10 protein-coding genes and 1 tRNA gene are annotated in these 21,848 nt (G+C 68.4%); 10 read left to right on the forward strand and 1 reads right to left on the reverse strand.

The genetic code is table 11. The features are described from left to right. The first annotated feature begins 173 nt into the window (after positions 1-173). On the forward strand, positions 174-2,921 hold the full coding sequence (locus CP970_RS25280) for a penicillin acylase family protein (protein ID WP_055548523.1): 2,748 nt from the start codon (positions 174-176) through the stop codon (positions 2,919-2,921). Between the two features lie 81 nt (positions 2,922-3,002). Here CP970_RS25280 and CP970_RS25285 read toward each other — a convergent pair whose 3' ends face one another. Continuing rightward, positions 3,003-3,617, reverse strand: a complete 615-nt coding sequence (locus tag CP970_RS25285) for a 5-formyltetrahydrofolate cyclo-ligase (RefSeq protein ID WP_063806109.1) — start codon at positions 3,615-3,617, stop codon at positions 3,003-3,005. 93 nt (positions 3,618-3,710) lie between these two features. Here CP970_RS25285 and galU point away from each other — a divergent pair, with 93 nt between their 5' ends. From galU to CP970_RS25330, 9 genes are all read left to right on the forward strand, one after another. Continuing rightward, positions 3,711-4,625, forward strand: a complete 915-nt coding sequence (gene galU / locus CP970_RS25290) for a UTP--glucose-1-phosphate uridylyltransferase GalU (protein WP_055548551.1) — start codon at positions 3,711-3,713, stop codon at positions 4,623-4,625. Between the two features lie 4 nt (positions 4,626-4,629). After that, positions 4,630-5,976: a molybdotransferase-like divisome protein Glp gene (gene glp / locus CP970_RS25295; RefSeq protein ID WP_055548529.1), complete on the forward strand. Its 1,347-nt coding sequence runs from the start codon at positions 4,630-4,632 to the stop codon at positions 5,974-5,976. An 85-nt stretch (positions 5,977-6,061) separates the two neighbouring features. Continuing rightward, entirely contained in the window at positions 6,062-6,595 is a 534-nt protein-coding gene (gene moaC, locus CP970_RS25300) for a cyclic pyranopterin monophosphate synthase MoaC (protein ID WP_055548531.1), read from the forward strand. A gap of 95 nt (positions 6,596-6,690) precedes the next feature. After that, positions 6,691-7,266: a MogA/MoaB family molybdenum cofactor biosynthesis protein gene (locus tag CP970_RS25305; protein ID WP_079043580.1), complete on the forward strand. Its 576-nt coding sequence runs from the start codon at positions 6,691-6,693 to the stop codon at positions 7,264-7,266. A gap of 17 nt (positions 7,267-7,283) precedes the next feature. After that, entirely contained in the window at positions 7,284-7,886 is a 603-nt protein-coding gene (locus CP970_RS25310; RefSeq protein WP_263406799.1) for a GNAT family N-acetyltransferase, read from the forward strand. A gap of 218 nt (positions 7,887-8,104) precedes the next feature. Beyond that, positions 8,105-9,451: a divisome protein SepX/GlpR gene (gene sepX, locus CP970_RS25315; RefSeq protein WP_055548558.1), complete on the forward strand. Its 1,347-nt coding sequence runs from the start codon at positions 8,105-8,107 to the stop codon at positions 9,449-9,451. A gap of 85 nt (positions 9,452-9,536) precedes the next feature. Then, positions 9,537-9,610: transfer RNA gene (locus tag CP970_RS25320), tRNA-Ala, on the forward strand. A 1,298-nt stretch (positions 9,611-10,908) separates the two neighbouring features. Further along, positions 10,909-15,210, forward strand: a complete 4,302-nt coding sequence (locus CP970_RS25325; RefSeq protein ID WP_079043578.1) for a LamG-like jellyroll fold domain-containing protein — start codon at positions 10,909-10,911, stop codon at positions 15,208-15,210. 175 nt (positions 15,211-15,385) lie between these two features. Beyond that, a complete protein-coding gene (locus CP970_RS25330) occupies positions 15,386-21,832 on the forward strand; it encodes an RHS repeat-associated core domain-containing protein (RefSeq protein WP_079043579.1) in 6,447 nt (2,148 codons plus the stop codon). Positions 21,833-21,848 lie beyond the last annotated feature (16 nt).

Consider the following 21,848-nt stretch of genomic DNA (forward strand, 5'->3'; position numbering starts at 1 on the left):
GAACACTCTTCCGATATCCGGGCATGTAGGTTCCGGACTCGACGGCCTCGCGTTCCTGACTCCGCGTCCGGAGCCGCAACGCCCTGCGCCTATGGTTGCTCCAGCGCTCCCAGAGCCGCCCAGTCGACAGCACAGCCCGCCCTGCCGCTCGCGTAAGGACAGCAAGGACAGCGATGCCCTCCAACACCACCGCCTCTTCCGGTCATAAGTCCGGCAAGAAGAAGGGGCGCCGAGCCCGACTCATCGTGATCGTCCTGGTCTTGGCCATCGTCGGAGGCATCGGCTTCGGCGCGTACTGGAGCGTCAGCACCGTGCGCGCCTCCTTCCCGCAGACCAAGGGATCGATCAAACTCGACGGCCTCTCCGGCAATGTCGAGGTGAAGCGCGACGGCAACGGAATCCCGCAGATCTACGCCGACACCGACGCCGACCTCTTCATGGCCCAGGGCTACGTCCAGGCGCAGGACCGCTTCTGGGAGATGGACGTACGCCGTCATATGACCTCCGGGCGGCTCTCCGAGATGTTCGGCAAGGGTCAGGTCAAGACCGATGAATTCCTGCGCACCCTGGGCTGGCACCGGGTGGCGAAGAAGGAGTACGACTCCAAGCTCTCTCCGGAGACGAAGAAGTACCTCCAGGCGTACGCCAAGGGAGTCAACGCCTACCTGGCCGGCAAGGACGGCAAGGACATCTCCGTCGAGTACGCGGCGCTCGGCTTCGAGAACGACTACGCGCCCAAGGAGTGGACGCCCGTCGACTCCGTGGCCTGGCTCAAGGCGATGGCCTGGGACCTGCGCGGCAACATGCAGGACGAGATCGACCGCTCCTTGATGACGAGCCGCCTCGGCCCCGAGCAGATCAAGGACCTGTACCCGGCCTACCCGTACAAGCGGAACAAGCCGATCGTCCAGGAGGGCGCCCTCAACAGCGTCACCAAGGAGTACGACCCCGAGGGCACCACGAGCACCCAGACGGGCACCAACGGCGCGACGGGCACCGGCCTGGCGGGCGGCGCGCAGGCGCCGTCGGGACTGCAGTCCCAGCTCTCGGGCCTGTCGAACGTCCTGGACAAGGTGCCCGCGATCCTCGGCCCGAACGGCAACGGCATCGGTTCGAACTCGTGGGTGGTCTCGGGCGAGCACACCATCACCGGCAAGCCGCTCCTGGCCAACGACCCGCACCTCGCGCCGCAGCTGCCGTCCGTCTGGTACCAGATGGGCCTGCACTGCCGCTCGGTCTCTTCGAAGTGCCAGTACGACGTCTCGGGCTACACCTTCGCCGGCATGCCGGGCGTGGTCATCGGCCACAACAAGGACATCGCCTGGGGCATGACGAACCTCGGCGCCGACGTCACGGACCTGTACCTGGAGAAGTTCACCGGGGACGGCTACCAGTACGACGACAAGGTGCTGCCCTTCAAGACCCGCGAAGAGGTCATCAAGGTCGCGGGCGGCAGCTCGAAGAAGATCACGGTCCGCGAGACCAACAACGGTCCGCTGATCTCCGACCGCGACGACGAGCTGGTCAAGGTCGGCAAGAAGGCCCATGTCGACACCGCGGCCCCCGACCGGGGCGACGGCTACGGAGTGGCGCTGCGCTGGACCGCGCTGACCCCGGGCAAGTCCATGGACGCCGTCTTCGAGCTCAACAGGGCGAAGGACTTCACGGAGTTCCGCAAGGCGGCCGCTTCTTTTGAAGTGCCCTCCCAGAACCTGATCTACGCGGACACCGAAGGACACATCGGCTACCAGGCACCCGGCAAGATCCCGGTCCGCGGCAAGGGCGACGGCTCGCTCCCCGCCCCCGGCTGGGACCCTGCCTACCGCTGGACCGGCTACATCCCGCAGGACGCGCTGCCCTACGAGTACGACCCGAAGCGCGGCTACATCGTCACCGCCAACCAGGCCGTGGTCGGCAAGAGCTACCCCTACGACCTCACCGCGGACTGGGGCTACGGGGCGCGCAGCCAGCGGATCGACGATCTCATCCAGTCGAAGATCAAGAACGGCGGCAAGATCTCCACCGAGGACATGCGCCTCATGCAGATGGACAACAGCAGCGAGATCGCCAAGCTGCTCGTGCCCAAGCTGCTCAAGATCGACGTCAAGGACAAGTACGTCCGTGAGGCCCAGAAGCTCCTGGAGGGCTGGGACTACACCCAGGACGCCGACTCGGCGGCCGCCGCGTACTTCAACGCGGTCTGGCGCAGCGTCCTCAAGCTCGCCTTCGGCAACAAGCTCCCCAAGGAGCTGCGCGTCAAGGGCCAGTGCCTGAACGTCGAACCGGCAGGCAACACCGGCCCCGCCGACGAGGGCGAGAAGGTCCGCGAGTGCGGCGAGCGCGACGCGGACTCGGCCCAGCCCGACGGCGGCGACCGCTACTACGAGGTGATCCGCAAGATCATCGACGACGAGGACAACGACTGGTGGAAGTCCCCGGCGACGCGCACTGACGACGAGACCAAGACCCGCGACCAGCTGTTCAAGCGGGCCCTGGAGGACGCGCGCTGGGACCTGACGGCCAAGCTCGGCAAGGACGTCGACACCTGGAGCTGGGGCCGCCTGCACCGCCTCACGCTGAAGAACCAGACGCTGGGCACCGAAGGCCCCGGCTGGCTGCAGTTCGTGCTCAACCGCGGCCCGTGGAACCTCGGCGGCGGCGAGGCCGCGGTCAACGCCACCGGCTGGAACGCGGCGGGCGGCTACGGAGTGGTCTGGGTGCCGTCGATGCGCATGGTGGTCAACCTCAAGGACCTCGACAAGTCCAAGTGGATCAACCTCACCGGCGCCTCGGGACACGCGTACAACGCGCACTACACCGACCAGACCGACAAGTGGGCCAAGGGCGAGCTGTTGCCGTGGGCCTTCAACGACAAGGCGGTGGAGGACAGCACGAGCGACAAGCTGGTGCTGACTCCCTGACCGCGCACGGCACATCCTGAAAGGGCCCTCCACGCACGCGTGGAGGGCCCTTTCAGCATCGGAGGGGGCTCGGCGGAGGGCTCAGCGGAAGCGGCGCGCGCCCGACGGCGTCACGACGGCGTGCACCGCTCGGTCGTGTGCCTCCACCGGGACGTGCGCGACCACTTCGGAGTCGTACAGAAGCACCACGAGCGCGGGATCGGCGGCCGCGCGCTCCAGGCGGGCCAGGACCCGGTCGTACGATCCGCCGCCCCGCCCGAGCCGCATCCCGCGCTCGTCCACGGCGAGCCCCGGAAGCAGCACGGCGTCGGCCGTCAGGACGGCGTCGGGGCCGAGCCGCTCCCCGGAGGGCTCCAACAGCTCGATCTTTCCCTGGTGTTGCACGCGGGCGAGTGCGCCCGCTCCGTCGTACACGCCCCAGTCCAGGTCGTTGTCGGCGAGTAGTACGGGCAGCAGAACCCGTGTCCCGCGCGCGTGGAGGGCGTCGAGGAGGGCGCGCGTGCCGGGCTCGCCGCCCACGGAGACGTAGGCCGCTACCGTGCGTGCCGCGGCCAGTTCGGGGAGTTCCAGTGCGCGCCCGGCGAGAACCGAAGCGGCCTTTTCCACGTCATCCTGAGTAAACCGGCTCCTCACCGCGAGGAAGTCCCGCCGCAACGTCCGCTTGGTTGGCTGCCCGCCGGGGTCGGTTCCGCTCATCGGCAATCACAAATCCTTCCGTGTGCTCGCATATCACAATCAATTATCTGGACCCACAGATTCCGCGCATACGTACCGGATATGGTGGTCGCCATGACTGAGTCTCACCCCCCGCACCCCAGGATCACCAAGGCGGTCATCCCCGCCGCCGGCCTCGGCACGCGCTTCCTGCCCGCCACGAAGGCGACTCCCAAGGAAATGCTGCCGGTCGTCGACAAGCCGGCGATCCAGTACGTGGTCGAGGAGGCCGTCTCCGCCGGTCTCGACGATGTCCTCATGATCACGGGCCGCAACAAGCGCCCCCTGGAGGACCACTTCGACCGCAACTACGAGCTGGAGTCCGCCCTCCTGAAGAAGGGCGACGAGGCCCGCCTCGCCAAGGTCCAGGAGCCCAGCGACCTGGCGACCATGCACTACGTACGTCAGGGCGACCCCAAGGGGCTCGGTCACGCCGTCCTGTGCGCCGCTCCGCACGTGGGCCACGAGCCGTTCGCCGTCCTCCTCGGCGACGACCTCATCGACCCGCGCGACCCGCTGCTCGCCCGCATGGTCGAGATCCAGGCGCGGCACGGCGGCAGCGTCATCGCGCTCATGGAGGTGGACCCGCAGCAGATCCACCTCTACGGCTGCGCGGCCGTCGAGGCCACCGCCGACGGCGACGACGTCGTCAAGGTCACCGACCTGGTCGAGAAGCCGGACCCCGCGGACGCCCCGTCGAACTACGCGATCATCGGCCGCTACGTCCTGGACCCGAACGTCTTCGACGTGCTGCGCAAGACCGAGCCGGGCCGCGGCGGCGAGATCCAGCTCACCGACGCCCTCCAGCAGCTCGCCGCGGACGAGAAGGTCGGCGGCCCGGTGCACGGCGTCGTCTTCAAGGGCCGCCGCTATGACACCGGGGACCGCGGCGACTATCTGCGTGCCATTGTCAGACTCGCGTGCGAACGTGAAGATCTGGGCCCGGACTTCCAGGCCTGGCTTCGCAGTTACGTCACCGAGGAGATGTAGCACTTTGAGCAGCAGCACGACGACACCGGTCACCGGCCAGAACCACCTCTGGTCGGTGGACGAGCACGTGGACGACATCCTCGGCACGGTCCGCCCGCTGGAACCCATCGAGCTCCAACTCCTCGACGCCCAGGGCTGCGTGCTCGTCGAGGACGTCACGGTGCCCGTCTCGCTGCCGCCCTTCGACAACAGCTCCATGGACGGGTACGCGGTGCGCGTCGCCGATGTCGCGGGCGCGAGCGAGGAGTTCCCCGCCGTCCTGACCGTCATCGGCGACGTGGCCGCGGGCGCGGGCGCCGGACCCACCGTCGGCGCGGGGCAGGCCGCGCGCATCATGACCGGTGCCCCGCTGCCGCCCGGCGCCGAGGCCGTCGTCCCCGTGGAGTGGACCGACGGAGGCCTCGGCGAGGGCCCCGTCTCCGGCATGCGCGCCCACAGCGCGGCCCCCGAGGGCGCGTCGGGCGAGGTCCGTGTGCACCGCCCCGCCGAGGCACGCGCGCACGTACGCGCGCGTGGCAGCGACGTCCAGGCGGGCGACCGCGCCCTGACCGCGGGCACGGTGCTCGGTGCGCCGCAGATCGCCCTGCTCGCCGCGATCGGCCGCGGCACGGTGAAGGTGCGCCCGCGCCCGCGCGTGGTCGTCATGTCCACCGGCAGCGAACTGATCCAGCCGGGCGAGGAGTTGGCCGAGGGGCAGATCTACGACTCCAACAGCTTCGCCCTCACGGCGGCCGCCAGGGACGCCGGAGCCATCGCCTACCGGGTCGGCGCGGTGGCCGACGACGCGGAGACGCTGCGCTCCACCATCGAGGACCAGCTGATCCGCGCCGACCTCATCGTCACCACGGGCGGCGTGAGCGTCGGCGCGTACGACGTCGTCAAGGAGGCCCTGTCCGCCATCGGCGACCCCGACGACGAGGAGGGCATCGGGGCGGGCAGCGGCGTGGAGTTCCGCAAGCTCGCCATGCAGCCGGGCAAGCCGCAGGGCTTCGGCTCGATCGGCCCCGACCACACGCCGCTCCTCGCGCTGCCGGGCAACCCCGTGTCGTCGTACGTCTCCTTCGAGATCTTCGTGCGCCCCGCGATCCGCGCCCTGATGGGCCTCCCGGAGGTGCACAGGCCCACCACGCGCGCGGAGCTGGTCGCGGACAAGGCGCTCGGCTCTCCCGAGGGACGCCGACAGTTCCTGCGCGGGAAGTACGACGCGGAGGCCGGTGAAGTGACGCCCGTGGGCGGTTCCGGTTCGCATCTGATCGCCGCGCTCGCGCACGCGGACGCGCTGATCGTCGTCCCCGAGGCCACCACATCGGTGGAGCCCGGCACCGACGTCGAGGTGGTCCTGCTCGGCTGAGAAGGCCGCCCGCGCGGTACCGTGTCGCGCACAACAGGCCCGCGCGCCGCACCGCGCGGGGCCCGGACCGGGAGCGCCACAGCACATGACCGCGATTTCCCGGGGGGACACCCCCGGAGCCCCTGAGCAGCAGCGACTGACGCACATCGACGAGGCGGGTGCCGCCCGCATGGTCGACGTGTCCGAGAAGGACGTGACCGCGCGCACCGCGCGCGCCAGCGGCCGCGTCCTGGTCTCGCCCCGCGTGATCGAGCTGCTGCGCGGTGAGGGCGTCCCCAAGGGCGATGCCCTCGCCACCGCACGCATCGCGGGCATCATGGGCGCCAAACGCACGCCCGACCTGATCCCGCTCTGCCACCCACTGGCGGTCTCCGGAGTGAAACTCGACCTCTCCGTAGCGGACGACGCCGTCGAGATCCTCGCCACCGTGAAGACGACCGACCGTACGGGCGTCGAGATGGAGGCCCTCACCGCGGTGAGCGTCGCCGCCCTCACCGTGATCGACATGGTGAAGGCCGTCGACAAGGGGGCGGTCATCACGGACGTGCGCGTGGAGGAGAAGACCGGCGGGAAGTCCGGTACGTGGAACCGCGAGGGACGTGCGGGAGCAGAGGCGTGAGGGCCGGGAACGTGGGATCGGGCGCGGGCACGGGAGCGGGCGACGGGCACGGGGCGGCCGCCGCGTCGCGGCCGGATTCGCCGCAGATCCGGGACATGCCGCAGGCCCTGGACACGCCGCTGGCCCCTGACGCATCGCAGGCCCCGGACACATCGCCGGGCGGCGCGCCGGCCGCGTCGTACAGCGCGCTCGTCGTGACGGCCTCGAACCGCGCGGCGGCCGGGATCTACGCCGACCGCGGCGGCCCCCTGCTCGCCGATGGCCTGACCGCGCTCGGCTTCGCCGTGGACGGCCCTCAGGTCGTGCCCGACGGCGACCCCGTCGAGCAGGCCCTGCGGGCGGGTGTCGCGGCCGGATACGACGTCATCCTGACCACCGGCGGCACCGGCATCTCGCCCACCGACCGCACCCCCGACGTCACCCGCCGCGTCATCGACCACGAGGTGCCCGGCATCGCGGAGGCGATCCGCGCGTACGGCAGGGACAAGGTGCCCACGGCCGTACTCTCCCGGGGCCTCGCCGGAGTCGCGGGCCGCACGCTCATCGTGAACCTGCCGGGCTCCACCGGCGGCGTACGCGACGGAATCGCCGTCCTGGAGCCGCTGCTCACACACGCCGTGGACCAGCTGCGCGGCGGCGACCATCCCAGACCCGCGGGAGGTGCGAGCTGAACAGCCCTTCCTGGCCCGTGGAGCTGAGGGACGGAGACATCGCCCTCCGCCCCATAAAGATGCGCGACCAGCGGCCCTGGCGCGAGGTCAACCGGCGCAACCGCGACTGGCTGCGCCCCTGGGAGGCCACGATTCCGCCGCCCACGCCGAGCGGCCCGATCGTGCACAGGCCCACCTACCGGCAGATGGTCAGACACCTGCGCGCCGAGGCCAACGCGGGGCGGATGCTGCCCTTCGTCATCGAGTACCAGGGCCGCCTCGTCGGGCAGTTGACGGTCGCGGGGATCACCTGGGGATCGATGTGCTCGGGGCACGTCGGCTACTGGGTCGACGAGTCCGTCGCGGGCCGCGGTGTGATGCCGACCGCCGTCGCGCTCGCCGTGGACCACTGCTTCCGCTCGGTCGGGCTGCACCGTATCGAGGTCTGTATTCGCCCGGAGAACACGCCCAGCCGCCGGGTCGTGGAGAAACTCGGATTCCGCGAGGAGGGGCTGCGGCCGCGGTATCTGCACATCGACGGAGCCTGGCGCGATCATCTCGTCTTCGCGCTGACGGCCGAAGAGGTACCGGAAGGGTTGTTGCGCCGCTGGCACCAGGCGCGACCTCGGAACACGGCCTAGTCCGGTTCCCGACCCACGGAAATGAAATAAGTGTTCGAAAATAATCGGCGATCGACCGTCTGAGGCTCGTATGAGGCTTGTCTCAGGCATTAATTTCACGGTGACGGCAGCCTGTTGATCGCATCAGTCACAAAAAAAGTTCGAGATATCAGCCAGATCGTGCGACACACCGGCCGAATTGGCAGATGGCCTCACGCAAACCCCTCTACCGTGTGAGCGTGAGCAGCAGCGGCCTCATCTACGCAGTCATCGTCGGGGCCTGGGCCGCCTACTTGGTGCCGATGTGGCTCCGTAGGCAGGACGAGCTGAACGAAGCCCGTCCGACGGAACGCTTCAGCACCGCCATCCGGCTGCTGTCCGGACGGGCGGGCATGGAGCGCCGATACGCCAAGGACCTGCAAGCGCGCTCGCCCGAAGAGGGCGAACAGCGCGGCGAACCGGACGATGTCACCGACTCGGTGGACGTCCGGGCCTTCGTCGCGCCTCCGGGCGGCGGCCGGGGGGAGCGGGACTCCAGGGCGGAACGGCGTGAGCGGGGTGAGCGGGCGGAGCAGGCCGAGCACGCGGCCCGGCACGCGGAGTCCCCGGCCCGGCACGCGGAGTCTCCGGCCCGTCAGGCGGAGCCTCCGGCCCGTCAGAAGGCGCGCCCCGGACCTGGACCTGGACCTGGACCCGGCGCCGAGCACGAACCCGCATCCGGCGCCGAACGGGAACTCGCCCCGCGGTCCAACGCGTCGCGCGCACAGCGCGCCGCGTCCGCGGAGGCGGCCGCGCGGGCACGGCGTACGAAGGTGCTCGCCCGACGGCGGCGCACCACGGTCCTGCTCTTCATCGCCTTCACGGTCGGCGCGGTCGTCGCCGCGGTCGGCGGGCTCGCGTTCCTGTGGGCGCCCGCGGCGCCCGCCCTGCTCCTGAGCGCGTACATCGTCTATCTGCGCGGCCAGGAACGGCGGCGCTTCGTCTACACGATGGATCGGCGCAGGGCCGAGGTCGCGGCGCAGCGGCTGCGGGAACGCCAGCCGCGCCGCCGTCCCCCGGGCGCGGGCGCGGAGCCGACTGCCGACGAGTCGGCGGAGGGACCGGCGCCGGAGACGGAGACCGGGCTCTCCGCACTCGCCGCCGACCGCAGGGCCCTGGTGGAGCAGACCGACCACGCGGAGTGGGTCGACCAGCAGCGCGAGCGCCAGCGCGGTCCGGGACGCGGCGACAGCTGGGACCCGGTGCCGGTACCGCTGCCGACGTACGTGACCGCGCCGGTCGCCCCGCGCGCCACCGGCAGCGTCGACCTGGGCGCCCCCGACGCGTGGAGCTCGGCCCGGTCGAGCACGGCGGAGCCGACGGCGGACGCCGGGGAGTCCTACGAGAACCAGCGGGACGGTTCGGCGGGAAGCGGGAACGCGGACGCTGACGGTGCCGACGACATCGACGGCGCCGATGGTGCCGACGGCGGCGGGCGCAGTGATGCCCGGCGTGCGGCTTCCGCGCGGCGGGCCCGCGAGCGGGGTCGTACGCCGCTCTTCGATCAGTACGAGGACGGCGAGCGGCCGCGCGCGGCGAACGAGTGAGCCATCGTGAGATCCCCCTGGCTGACCAGCGAGGAGCGGATTTCCGAGCACCCCGATCGGGATGCTAGAGTTTCACTCGTTGCAAGGGCCTGTGGCGCAGTCTGGTAGCGCACCTCGTTCGCATCGAGGGGGTCTGGGGTTCAAATCCCCACAGGTCCACTGCACAACCTGTTCACGACTTAGGTCGGGAATGGATCACGAGATCCCGCCCAACTCATCGAGTTGGGCGGGATCTCGTGTTTCTGAGGCTTGGTTCGGCAGGACTGGCGCTCCGGGAAGCTCGCGGTGGCGTCGTGGACGCGTCGAGTGGAGCGTGCGATGGGTACGCGGGCATGCCGAAGTGGCCGCAGGGCCGGAGTGCTGGTGTCCCACGGCGCGTCGGTATGGCTTCGGCCGTTACCGCTGGGGATCTATGTTTTGGGCGGGGCGTGCGGGCGTGTTGACGCCGCTCCGATCCCTTCCGGTCGCATCCGGCTCGTAGGGGTCTCGGGGGACTAAGGCGATCGTGTAGCGCTCAGTCCTCCACAGTCGTCTGGTGCGCAGGAACGACTCGATGGTCCTGAGGTTCTCGACCATCAGCTGCACTGCGGCCATGAGTGCCGGGGCGACGCGGCCGTTGAGTCCTTCGACGTGACTGTGCAGGCTGCGGAAGGCGCGTTGCCGGGCGGTCCTGCCCTAGGGAAAGTCTTGGCGGAGCTTGGGCATGGTGCCGGCCGGCACGGTGATCGTGGACGGCTGGCAGATGGACGGGCGCCGGTGCGCGGGCAGGTCTGGTGGGCGCACGGTCGGGTGGGCGCGGGGGCGCCGAGGTCGATGGTGTGCGGGTTTCGCACGGGGTGGTGTGGTCGGCCCTGGTGGCGGCGGCTTCGGGCGTTGGCAGTGTTGCGTTCCTGGGCCCAGGGGGCAGGTGACGGGGCTGGTGCCCGCGGCGGGGCACTGGCGGCGTTTCCCGGCCGTGTTCGTCGGCGGACTGCTTGAGGGGCCTCGACTGTCTCGCCCTGACTTCCTTCGCAGGCACAGAACACAGTGCGGCATGGGTAGCCGCGCCGTCGGCCGTTTTTCGCGTCCCTCGCTACTCGGTCCCGTCTTGGCCGTCTCGACGTTCCGCCACCCTCTAGGCGGCCTGCCGTGGACTCGATGATTCGCTCGCGCCTCTGAGCGCCCCGTGGTGTGCAAGTGCGCCGACAGCCGAACGACGACTGAAAGCGCTCGGCCTCAGGGTGCTCGCCCCTTCGCTCACCCGCTGTGCGACAGGTCCTACGGGATGTAAACATCCCTTTTGTTTCCGATTTGGTCACCTTGAGCGAACGGCATGATCAACTATGTGTCGAAGATGGGGCGATATGTTCTATTTGCTCGCATGTCCCGTCTCTGGCTCTATGTGGCGACTGCATACAGTCCTGGGCTGGTTCCCGTTTTAAGGGAAAGTTCATGTTTTTTTGCAGCTGGGGTGAAATATGTGGGGGTTCGCGCCATCGCGCGGTGCGGCAGGGGCCCTGGCGGGATTGGTGGGTCTGGGGGTGGTGGCCGGTCTGACACCGGCCGCCGCGGTCTCGGGGCCCGTTCCGCCGGATCGGGGCGGGGCGGCGGCGTCGGCTCAGAAAGCCGACGGCAAGGACCGGTTGAACGCGGATGCCGCCCTGGCAGCGGCCAGGCGGACCGGCGAGCCGGTCGAGGTGACATCGCTGCGCGGTGAGTCCAGCGACGTCTATGCCGCCGCCGACGGGAACTTGGAGGCGCGGGAGTATCTGCGTCCGGTCCGGGTTCGCGCGGGCAGCGAAGGTTGGACGCCGGTCGACACCGATTTGGTCAAGGCGTCGGACGGAATGGTCTCCCCGAAGGCGACGGTGGTGCGCCTTGCTTTCTCCGGTGGTGGGGGCGCCCCGCTGGTGCGGATGACCAAGGCGGGCCGTCATCTGGAGCTGTCCTGGCCGGGCAGGTTGCCCGAGCCACAGCTTGAGGGGGACACGGCCACGTACGCCGATGTCCTGCCGGACGTCGACCTGCGCATGGGGGCGCAGGAGGACGGCTTCACGCAGCTTCTCGTGGTCAAGTCGGCCAAGGCTGCGCGCAGTTCGAAACTCGCTGAGCTGCGGCTGAAGTTGAACGCGGATGGCATGGATGTGCGTGAGGCCGCGGCGGGCAGCCTGGAAGCACTTGACAAGGGCACCAAGAGCCCGGTGTTCGAGGCGCCGACGCCGATGATGTGGGACTCGAGCGCCAGCGAGGACGGCGCGCAGCAGCCCGAGGCGCAGGCGCGGTTCGCTGCGGCCTTGGCCAGCGAGGACGGACCGCGCCCGGGAGGGGAGCGCGCGGTCGGTGAGTCCGGCAAGCTGGCGCAGGTCGGGGTGGAGATCCCCGACAGTGGCAAGGAGTTGGTGCTGACCCCGGACGCCGATGTCCTCAAGGGCAACGACACCACGTACCCGGTGTTCATCGACCCGCAGTGGTACTCGCCGAGGGCCTCGGCGTGGACGATGGCGTCGAAGTACTGGGCGGGTTCCCCTCAGTGGAAGTTCAACGGCGAGCACACCGCGGGCCTGGGCTACTGCAACTGGAGCTACTGCAAGCCGCACGACACCAAGCGGCTCTTCTACCGCATCCCGGTGTCCAAGTTCGCGGGCAAGTCGATCCTGTCCGCCGAGTTCGTGGTGCGCAACACTTGGTCCGCGTCCTGTGGCGCGCGCAGCGTGGAGCTGTGGCAGACCAAGGACATCTCGTCCTCGACGACGTGGAACTCACAGAACGCGTCCGGCTTCTGGAAGAAGAAGCTGAAGGCGGAGTCCTTCGCGCACGGCTTCAACGGCTGTGCGTCCAAGGATGCGGAATTCGACGTGAAGTCGGCCGTCCAGTCCGCGGCGAGCAAGCGCGACTCGACGATGACCTTCGGTATGCAGGCCGGCAGCGAATCGGACAAATACGGCTGGAAGCGCTTCTCCGACAAGGCGTTCCTGCGCGTGAAGTACAACCGCCCGCCGCCACAGGTGAAGATGTCGCAGCTCAGCATGGAGTACGGCGGTGTCTGCAAGCGCTCCGACAAGGCGGCGAGGGTGCGCACCCTCGGCAAGATCAAGGTCAAGGACGTCACTGACCCCGACAAGGACAGTGTGTCGGTGCAGTTCCAGGCCAAGTGGGACGCCGGGGACGGCAAGGGCCTGATCGCGCGCTGGAACCCGGCACGTACGTCGGCAAAGAAGTCCGGTTCGAGGTTCTCCGTCAGCCTGCCGAAGTCCATCCCGGCCAACAAGACCGTGCACTGGTACGTGCGCTCGTACGACGGGGCCCAGTACTCGCCGTGGTCGCACGCGGGTGACCCGACCGGCTGCTACTTCGTGTACGACACCAGCGTGCCGAGGGCGCCCTCGTTGACCTCGGGCGAGTACCCGGCTTCTGACCCTGAGAGCCCGGACGACCCGTGGTTCGACGGCGTCGGCCAGTACGGCACGTTCGCGCTCAAGTCGGCTTCCAAGGACGTCGATCGCTACCGCTACGGCATCAACACCGATCCCAGCGCGAAGAACGAGATCTCCACCTCCGGCGGCGCCACCAGGGACGTGAAGGTGCTGCCGGGCAAGCCGGGCCTGAACTTCGTCACGGCCCAGGCCTTCGACAAGGCGGGCAACGGCTCCGAGATCCGGCTCTACGAGTTCCGGGTGAAGGCTGGTCAACCCGAGCGGGCCACCTGGAAGTTGGACGAAGGGAGGACCGCCAAGGAGGCCAAGGGGTCTACCCCGGCCCGTGTGGCGACCCTGCACGGCGGGGCGACCCCCGGCGCACAGGGCGTCCGAGGCCAGGCACTGCAGCTCGACGGCTCCAGCGGGTACGCGGCCACCGACGTCCCGGTCGTCGACACCGACCGCGGATTCACCGTCTCCGCCTGGGCGAAGCTGGACAAGAAGCCCGAAGGCGCGGCTGTCATCGCCGCCCAGCCGGGCAACCACCGATCCGGCTTCGAGCTGTACTACTCCGCGTACCACGACCGTTGGGTGTTCAACCAGTACGCGGTCGACTCCACTGATGCTCAGGCGACCCGTGCCATGGCCGACAAGCCCGGTGGGGTCGAGGTCGGCGAGTGGACCCACTTGGTGGGCTCCTACGACAGCATCGACAGGAAGATCCGCCTCTACATCGACAACAAACTGGCGGGCGAGGCCCCACTGCCAAAGGCATGGAACGCCCGGCGCGGCCTGATGATCGGCGCGAGTTCGTACGATGGCAAGCCCGGCTCGTACTTCCCCGGTGCGATCGACGACGTCCAGATCTTCGACAAGCGCATCGCAGCCGACGAGGTGGACAAGCTGAAACGGCACGAGCGTATCGGCGACCCCGGGCGCCCCGCGATGGCGCTCTTCGCCCTGGACGAGAAGGCCGACGCGACCGAGGTACAGGGCCACGGCGATGTGCTGCCCGCCGTCTACCACGGCGGTGTCACGACAGGCCGGGCCGGAGTGGCAGGCAAGGCCACGAAGTTCAACGGCACCGACGGCTACGCACGCATCGGCAGGACCAGCGGCCCGCACGTGAACACCTCACGCAGCTTCACCATCTCGGCCTGGGCCAAGCTCGACAGGAAACCTGACGGTGCGGCGGTCATCACCGCCCAGGCGGGCAAGGAACGCCCCGGCTTCGAGCTGTACTACTCGTCCGCCTACGGCCGATGGGCATTCAACCAGTACTCGTCCGACGCCGCCGACGCCAAGCCCATCCGCGCCATGCAGCCGGACGGTACCAGCGCCCGCACCGGCGAGTGGGCGCACCTGACGGGCGTCCACGACACCGTCGCCAACACCCTGACTCTGTACGTCAACGGCAGCAAGGCTGGCTCTACCAAGTTGGCCGGAGCCTTTTACGCAGACCAGTCGATGTACATCGGCGCCAGTTCCTACAGCGGCAACATCACGAGCCACTTCCCCGGCGAGATCGACGACGTGCGGCTGTTCGACCGACCCGTGTCGGCCGACGAGGCCCGCCAGCTGTTCCGGCAACGCGCCGTGGTGAAGGGCCGCTGGTTGTTCGACGACACTGCCACCGACGGCACTGCGCCGGACGCCTCCGACTGGGGCAACGGCATGTCCCTGCACGGCGGCGCCCGCGTGCACGCCGAAGGCGCGTACCTCGGCGACAGCGGTCTCGTCCTGAACGGCACCAGCGGATACGCCGCTACCTCCGCCGTGCCCGTCGATACGGGGTCGAGCTTCACCGTCACCGCGTGGGCGCAGGCCGCCGCTATGCCCAAGGACGGGGTGGCGCTGGTCAGCGCGGAGGGCACGAAGCAGAGCGCGTTCTCGATCCGCTTCGTGCCCGACACCAAGGCACCGGATGGGCCTGGACGTTGGGAAGTCGTCGTGCCCGACAAGGACGACGGCGCCCCCACCGTGCGGCGCATCGCGCACAGCGACTTCTTCGACGTGCGGGAGTGGAACCACCTGGCGCTCGTCTACGACGGCTTCGCCAAGGAGGCCCGCCTCTACGTCAACGGAGCGCTCCAAGAGGCGGCCTGCTCGGACGACGACGGTGACGGCGGCGGTGATGACGAGGGCTGCACCGACCTGTTCTCCCAGGGCGACAACGTCTTGTCCTTCAAGGCGTCCAAGTCCCTGCAAGTAGGCCGAGCAAAGACCGATGGCGCCTGGGGTGACTACTGGCCCGGTGCCGTGGACGACGTGTGGGCCTTCCAGGGGGCCCTGACTGACGACCAGGTCAACTGGCTGTCCCGCCAGTGGTTCGACGTGCCGACCGAGCTCCCCGCGGACGAGTGACCAACGGGTGGCGTGTCCGGCCCCACGGACACGCCACCCCTCACAGCGCTCAGCCTCCCTCTTGTCACGTGAAGTTCCGTTCATCGCGTCTTCGCGTGAAGTCCTCCGTCCGGCGCCGCCGACCGGCGTGCGCCGGTGCGCCCGCATGCGCTCCAACCAGGGATTGATTCCAGAAATGAACGCCAGATCCAGACCACGTCGCGCCCTCGGGCTGCGGCGGAGCGTCGCCCTCGCCGTGTCCGCCGTGGTGGCGGGTTCGGTGCTCCAGGCGACTCCACCGGCATTCGCCAGTGGAAGCGACCGCCCCACCCTCCCGTCGGCCGAGAAGGCGGTCGACGGCCACGACGGCATGAAGATAGAGCCCCGCACGGTCGAGCAAGGGCCGACGACTCCCGTGCGCAAACCCAGGGCAGTGTGGCCCGAGGCCGGCGCGGACGTGGTGAGCGTCGATGAGCCCACGGCGCCCCCGCGCCGACTGGGCACACAGGCCAAGACGGCCGCGGCTATCTCGGCACCCCAAAGAGGGGTGTCCGCAAAGGTGCTGGGGCACGAGGCGGCTGAGCGAGCCGGTGTGAGGGGCGTGCTCTTCACGCTCGAAGCGAACAAGGACGCAAGAGCGGCACGAGGGAACGAGAGGAAGGCTGGGAAGGGGAAGAGCGGCGAGCCCAGCTCGACCCAGGCGAAGCTCGACTACTCTGCCTTCGCCGAGGCGTTCGGCGGTGGCTACGCCTCCCGCCTCACCCTCGTCGAGCTCCCGGCCTGTGCCTTGAAGACTCCCGGCGAGGAGCAGTGCCGTGGCGCCCAGTCGGTTGAGACGGTCAACGACACGGAGAAGAAGACCCTGACGGCGCCTGCGATAAAGCTGCGCGCGTCGGCACCTACGGTCCTCGCCGCGGTGGCGGAGGACAAGGGAGAGAACAGCGACTACAAGGCGACGTCGCTGTCGCCGTCGGCAACCTGGGACACGGATCCGCGTACCGGTGACTTCTCCTGGTCGTACGACATGCCGGCGCCAGAAGTGCCCGGTGGCCTCAAGCCGGACTTGGGCCTGACCTACTCGTCCGGATCGATCGACGGTCGCACCGGCACCACGAACAACCAGTCCTCGTGGGTCGGCGACGGATTCGACCTGTCTCCCGGCTACATCGAGCGCCGCTACAAGCCGTGCGCCGATGACGGCGAGAAGAACGCGGACGGCAACAAGCCCGGCGATCTGTGCTGGGGCTACGACAACGCCTTCGTCACGTTCAACGGCAAAGGCGGCGAGCTGGTCCCGTCCAGCGGCGGCGAGTTCAAGTTCCGGCAGGACGACGGCAGCCGCATCAAGAAGCTGACCTCGACCAACCGTGGCAATGGTGACAACGACGGCGAGTACTGGCGCCTGACCGACCCGAAGGGCGTGCGCTACTACTTCGGCTACCACCGCCTGCCCGGCTGGAAGGACGGCAAGGCCACCACCAACTCCACGTGGACGGTGCCGGTCTTCGGCAACAACGCGGGCGATCCGTGCCACAAGGACAAGTTCGCCGACTCATGGTGCCAGCAGGCCTGGCGATGGAACCTCGACTACGTCGTCGATCCGCACGGCAACGCGATGGCCTACTACTACGACCAGGAGAAGAACTCCTACGGCCGTAACCTCAAGGCCGAGGACGACACCTCCTACACCCGTGGCGGTTCGCTCAAGCGCATCGAGTACGGCTTGAAGTCGTCCTCGATGTACGGCTCAAAGCCGCTGGCGAAGGTCGACTTCGCGACGTCCGAGCGGTGCATCGCGGACGGCAAGACCAACTGCAAGGACATCGAGAAGGACGCCTTCCACTGGTATGACACGCCCTGGGACCTGAACTGCAAGGCGGGTACCAAGTGTGACAAGGGCCGGCTGTCCCCGTCGTTCTGGACCCGCAAGCGCCTGACCGGTGTCACCACGCAGATCCTCAACGGCGACAGCTACAGCAAGGTCGACTCCTGGGCACTCGGCCACCGCTGGGGCAAGGCGGACGTCGACTACCAGCTCCTGCTCGACTCCGTGCAGCGCACAGGCCACACCACCGAGTCGGCTGTGACGTTGCCCAAGACCAGCTTCGCCTACACGCAGCTGCCCAACCGTCTGGACAAGACCGGCGACGGTTACGCGCCGTTCATCAAGGCTCGTCTGTCAACGGTCGCCGATGAATCCGGCGGTCAGATGGACGTGAACTACTCCGCTCCGGCCTGCGGCTGGGGCAACTTGCCGACACCGCAGTCGAACACCACGCGCTGCTTCCCGCAATACATTGGTGGGGACAGCAACGACGACCCTGAGCGGCAGTGGTTCAACAAGTACGTCGTCACCTCGACGGTGGCGACCGACCGCACCGGCGGGGCCCCGGACGCTGTCACCGCCTACGAGTACCTGGGCGACGCGGCCTGGCACTACGACGATGACGACGGCCTGACCAAGAGGAAGTTCAAGACCTGGTCGCAGTGGCGCGGTTATGGCCACGTCCGGGTCAAGACCGGTGGCCAGGGCGGCGGCTCGGCCATGAAGACACAGGCGGACTCGTACTTCCTACGCGGCATGGACGGAGACCGCAGGGACATCTCCGGCGGCACCAAGTCCGTCAGCATCAGCCTCGGGGACGGCGAGGGTGACCCGATCACCGACGACCCAGCGGCGGCCGGTCTCGAGTACAAGACCGTCACGTACGCCGGCCCTGGTGGCAAGGTCCTCGCCAAGGCGGTGAACCGCCCCTGGCATCACCAGACGGCCAAGAAGACCCGTGACTGGGGCACGGTGACCGCGAACCTCACCGGCATCGCGAGCACCAGGACATGGACGTCACTGGACAATGGCGCGGGCAAGGACTGGCGCACCACCTCGGTGTCGACGACGTACGACACCGTCGCCGGGCGGGTCACCGAGGTCGACGACCGTGGCGACAGCGCCACTGCCGCCGACAACCAGTGCACCCGCACCACGTACCCCTCCAACAGCGACAAGAACATTCTCACGCTGCCCTCTCGGATGGAGACGGTCGCGGCCTCGTGTGCCGACAACCCCGATCGCGCCAAGAAGGTGGTCTCGGACGTACGCACCGCCTACGACGGCGGAGGCTACGGGGACGCCCCGACCAAGGGCGACGCCACGTCGACCGCCAGGCTGAAGACGCACGACGGCACCAAGGCCACCTATCTGGAGTCCGGAACGACCTTCGACGACTACGGTCGCAAACTGACAGCCACCGACCTGACCGCCAACGTCACCGTGGTCGGCGGCAACGAGCCGGTGCGCACAATCCGCAAGGACGGCCGCACCTCGAGCACGACCTACGCTCCGGTCACCGGCTTCGCCACCAAGGTCACCGAGACGACACCGCGGGCCAGGACCGCTGATCCCACCTCGGCGCAGACCACGGTCACCGAGGTGGAGCCGCTGCGCGGCCAGCCGAAGGCGACGGTGGACGCCAACGGCAAGCGCACCGAGTTCTCCTACGACGCGCTCGGCCGTTCTCGCAAGGTATGGCTGGCCAATCGCCGCGTCAGCCAGACGCCGAGCTATGAGTTCAGCTACTTCGTGGACGAGGGCAAGCCGGTCACTGTCCGTACCCAGACGTTGAACAACAACGGTGGCCAGGTCGCCTCGTACATGCTGTACGACGGCTTCCTGCGGGAGCGCCAGAACCAGACGGTCGGTCCGGACGGTGGCCGCATCCTGACCGACACCTTCTACGACGAACGCGGCCTGGTCGCCAAGACGTTCGCGCCGTACTACACGGAGGGCAAGCCGAACCGCTCCCTGTTCACACCGGACAAGGCGCTGAGCGTGGAGTCCCAGACCCGCACCACCTACGACGGCCTCGGCCGCGCGGTGCAGGAACAGCAGATCGCGGGCAACGGCGACGGCGGCAAGGTCCTGTCGACCACCACGACGACCTACAGCGGCGACCGCACCACGGTCATCCCGCCGGAGGGCGGCACCGCCACCACCACCCTGACCGACGCCCGAGACCGCACGACCGAGTTGCGCCAGCACCACAGCCGCAGTGCAGACGCGGCCTTCGATACCACCAAGTACACGTACACGCCTCGCGGCGAGCTGGCCAAGGCAGTCGACCCGGCGGGCAACACCTGGACCTATGCCTACGACCAGATGGGGCGCCAGACCAAGAGCAGCGACCCCGACAAGGGCACCACGGTCAGCAGGTACGACGACCGGGGCCAGGTGACGTCCACCGAAGACGCCCGCGGCACCACCCTGGCCAACGTCTACGACAACCTGGGCCGCCGCACCGAGCTGCGCGAGGACACCACCTCGGGCCGGCTGCGGGCCGCGTGGGTCTACGACACCATCGCGGAAGCCAAGGGGCAGCTCGCCGAGTCCACCCGCTACGTGGACGGCGCCGCCTACACCTCCAAGGTCACCGCCTACGACCAGCTCTACCGTCCGGTCAAGACGGCAGTGGTGATCCCCGAGAAGGAGGGGGCCCTCGCGGGCACCTACGAGACCGGCACCAGCTACACCACCGCCGGACTGGTCGGCGGCGTCAGTTACTCCGCGGCGGGGTCCCTGCCCGGCGGTGGCTACTCCACCACCTACGAGAAGGAGACCCTGCGTCCCGTCAAGGTCCTGGGCCGCGGCCTGCAGGCCGACACCGAGTACTCGCTGACGGGCAAGCCGCTGCAGTTCGCCCTCGGCGGCGGTGGAGGCGCCAAGAAGACCTGGGTCACCAACTCCTACGAGTGGGGCACCCAGCGCCTGGCCACCTCACGGGTCGACCGTGAGGACCAGCCGGGCGTCGACCAGCACGACACCTATCGCTACGACCAGGCGGGCAACATCCTGTCCGTCTCGGACGTCTCGCGTACCGGCACCGACACACAGTGCTTCGCCTACGACTACCTGCGGCGCATGACGGAGGCGTGGACCCAGGGCAGCAAGACCTGTGCCGCGGCTCCGGACGGCGGGAAGATCGGCGGACCGGCTCCGTACTGGCACTCATACACCTTCGACAAGGCGGGCAACCGCCTCACCGAGACCCAGCACGACACCACCGGAGCCACTGGAGACAAGGCGCAGGACACCAAGCGCGCATACACGTACCCCGATCCTGGTTCCCCGCAGCCGCACACTCTGGCCTCGGTCACCACGCAGCAGCCGGGCAAGACCGAGACGAAGGACTCCTACGGCTACGACCTGACTGGCAACACCACCGCCCGTACCCTGCGCGGTTCCACCCAGACCTTGAGCTGGGACGCGGAAGGACATCTTGCCAAGGTCACGGAACCGAGCGGCGCCACGGCGGGCAAGGGTTCCAAGCCCAAGACCACGGAGTATGTCTACGACACGGACGGCAACCGTCTGATTGCCCGAACCGCGACTGAGACCACGCTCCACCTGGGCCACACTGAAGTCGTGCTGCCCACCGGCACGGACAAGACGAAGGCGACCCGCTACACGCCGCTCGGGAGCGGCCACCAGGCGGTCCAGGAGGATGACGGAACGGTCTGGATCGCCACGGCCGACCACCAGGGAACCGGTCAGCTCGCCATCAAGGCCGGAGATTTGAAGCTGACCCAGCGCCGCACTCTGCCCTTCGGCGGAGCCCGCGGCAAGACCCCCGCGTCCTGGCCCGGCACCAAGGGTTTCGTCGGTGGCACCGACGACTCGAAGTCCACGGGCCTGACGCACCTGGGGGCTCGTGAGTACGACTCGACGACCGGTCGCTTCCTCTCGGTCGACCCGATCATGGATCTGACGGAGCCACAGCAGATCAATGGCTACTCCTACGGCAACAACAGCCCGCTGGTGTACTCCGACCCCAGTGGTGAGTTCTGGATGCCGATGGATTATGTGAACAACCTGTTCATCAAGCCTGCCAAGAAGATTGCTGCAGCGCTGAACGGTGGCCATGGCCACGGCCATGGCGGTGGCGGTCGCGGCGGTCACAGCGGTGGCAGCGGCAAGCGCGGCGGCGGCAGCAGCGCCGGTGCCCGCAGCACCGCACCATCCTGCAACGCGGCATGCCAGCTGAACAAGAACACCTGGCGCAAGGGCCTCGCCGTGGCGGTCAAGGATGTCAATTCCGCCACCATCTTCGAGGCGTGGCTCTACGGGCTGGCCCCGCTGAACTGGTACTTCACGGACAAGGACGAGTTCGGTGCCGAGCTGAAGAAACAGCGCTGGTTCGATGAGGTCCGTGAGAATCTCTCGACCGATCTGAAGAACACGGCGGTAGGCGCCCAGGGCTCGTACGACCGCCGAATGTCGGATCTGTCGCAGGGGCAAAAATCCGTGCAGATAATCGAGGACGCATTCGCCGCCGCGACCGGTGGATACTTCTCGGGGGCGACCGACGGAAAGTTCGCTAACGCCACCAGTACGATGCTGGGGACCTACGCTGTGCAGACGAAGGTTACGTCGGTGGCCAAGAACCGGAAGTCGGCCGATGTCCAATTCACTGTCACCGATACGATGAACCGCGAATCGGGCATGCGAAACCCAACCGGAAACGGCTACAAGAAGGGTGAGTCGAATCCGGTTCTCAAGAAAATCTTCGATGCGTTCCAGAGCAGGGTCCCCGAGGGACAACAGCCCGTCAAGATCACAGTCACATGGAATGAAACCGTTGATATCAGGTAAGGCGACATTGCCGCTC

The sequence above is a fragment of the Streptomyces kanamyceticus genome (genome assembly GCF_008704495.1).
Taxonomy (GTDB): Bacteria; Actinomycetota; Actinomycetes; order Streptomycetales; family Streptomycetaceae; genus Streptomyces; species Streptomyces kanamyceticus.

Coding starts and splice junctions, on each gene's coding strand:
- CP970_RS25280 (WP_055548523.1), top strand. CDS start 174: ATGCCCTCCAACACCACCGCCTCTTCCGGTCATAAGTCCGGCAAGAAG.
- CP970_RS25285 (WP_063806109.1), bottom strand. CDS start 3,617: ATGAGCGGAACCGACCCCGGCGGGCAGCCAACCAAGCGGACGTTGCGG.
- galU (WP_055548551.1), top strand. CDS start 3,711: ATGACTGAGTCTCACCCCCCGCACCCCAGGATCACCAAGGCGGTCATC.
- moaC (WP_055548531.1), top strand. CDS start 6,062: ATGACCGCGATTTCCCGGGGGGACACCCCCGGAGCCCCTGAGCAGCAG.
- CP970_RS25305 (WP_079043580.1), top strand. CDS start 6,691: ATGCCGCAGGCCCTGGACACGCCGCTGGCCCCTGACGCATCGCAGGCC.
- CP970_RS25325 (WP_079043578.1), top strand. CDS start 10,909: ATGTGGGGGTTCGCGCCATCGCGCGGTGCGGCAGGGGCCCTGGCGGGA.
- CP970_RS25330 (WP_079043579.1), top strand. CDS start 15,386: ATGAACGCCAGATCCAGACCACGTCGCGCCCTCGGGCTGCGGCGGAGC.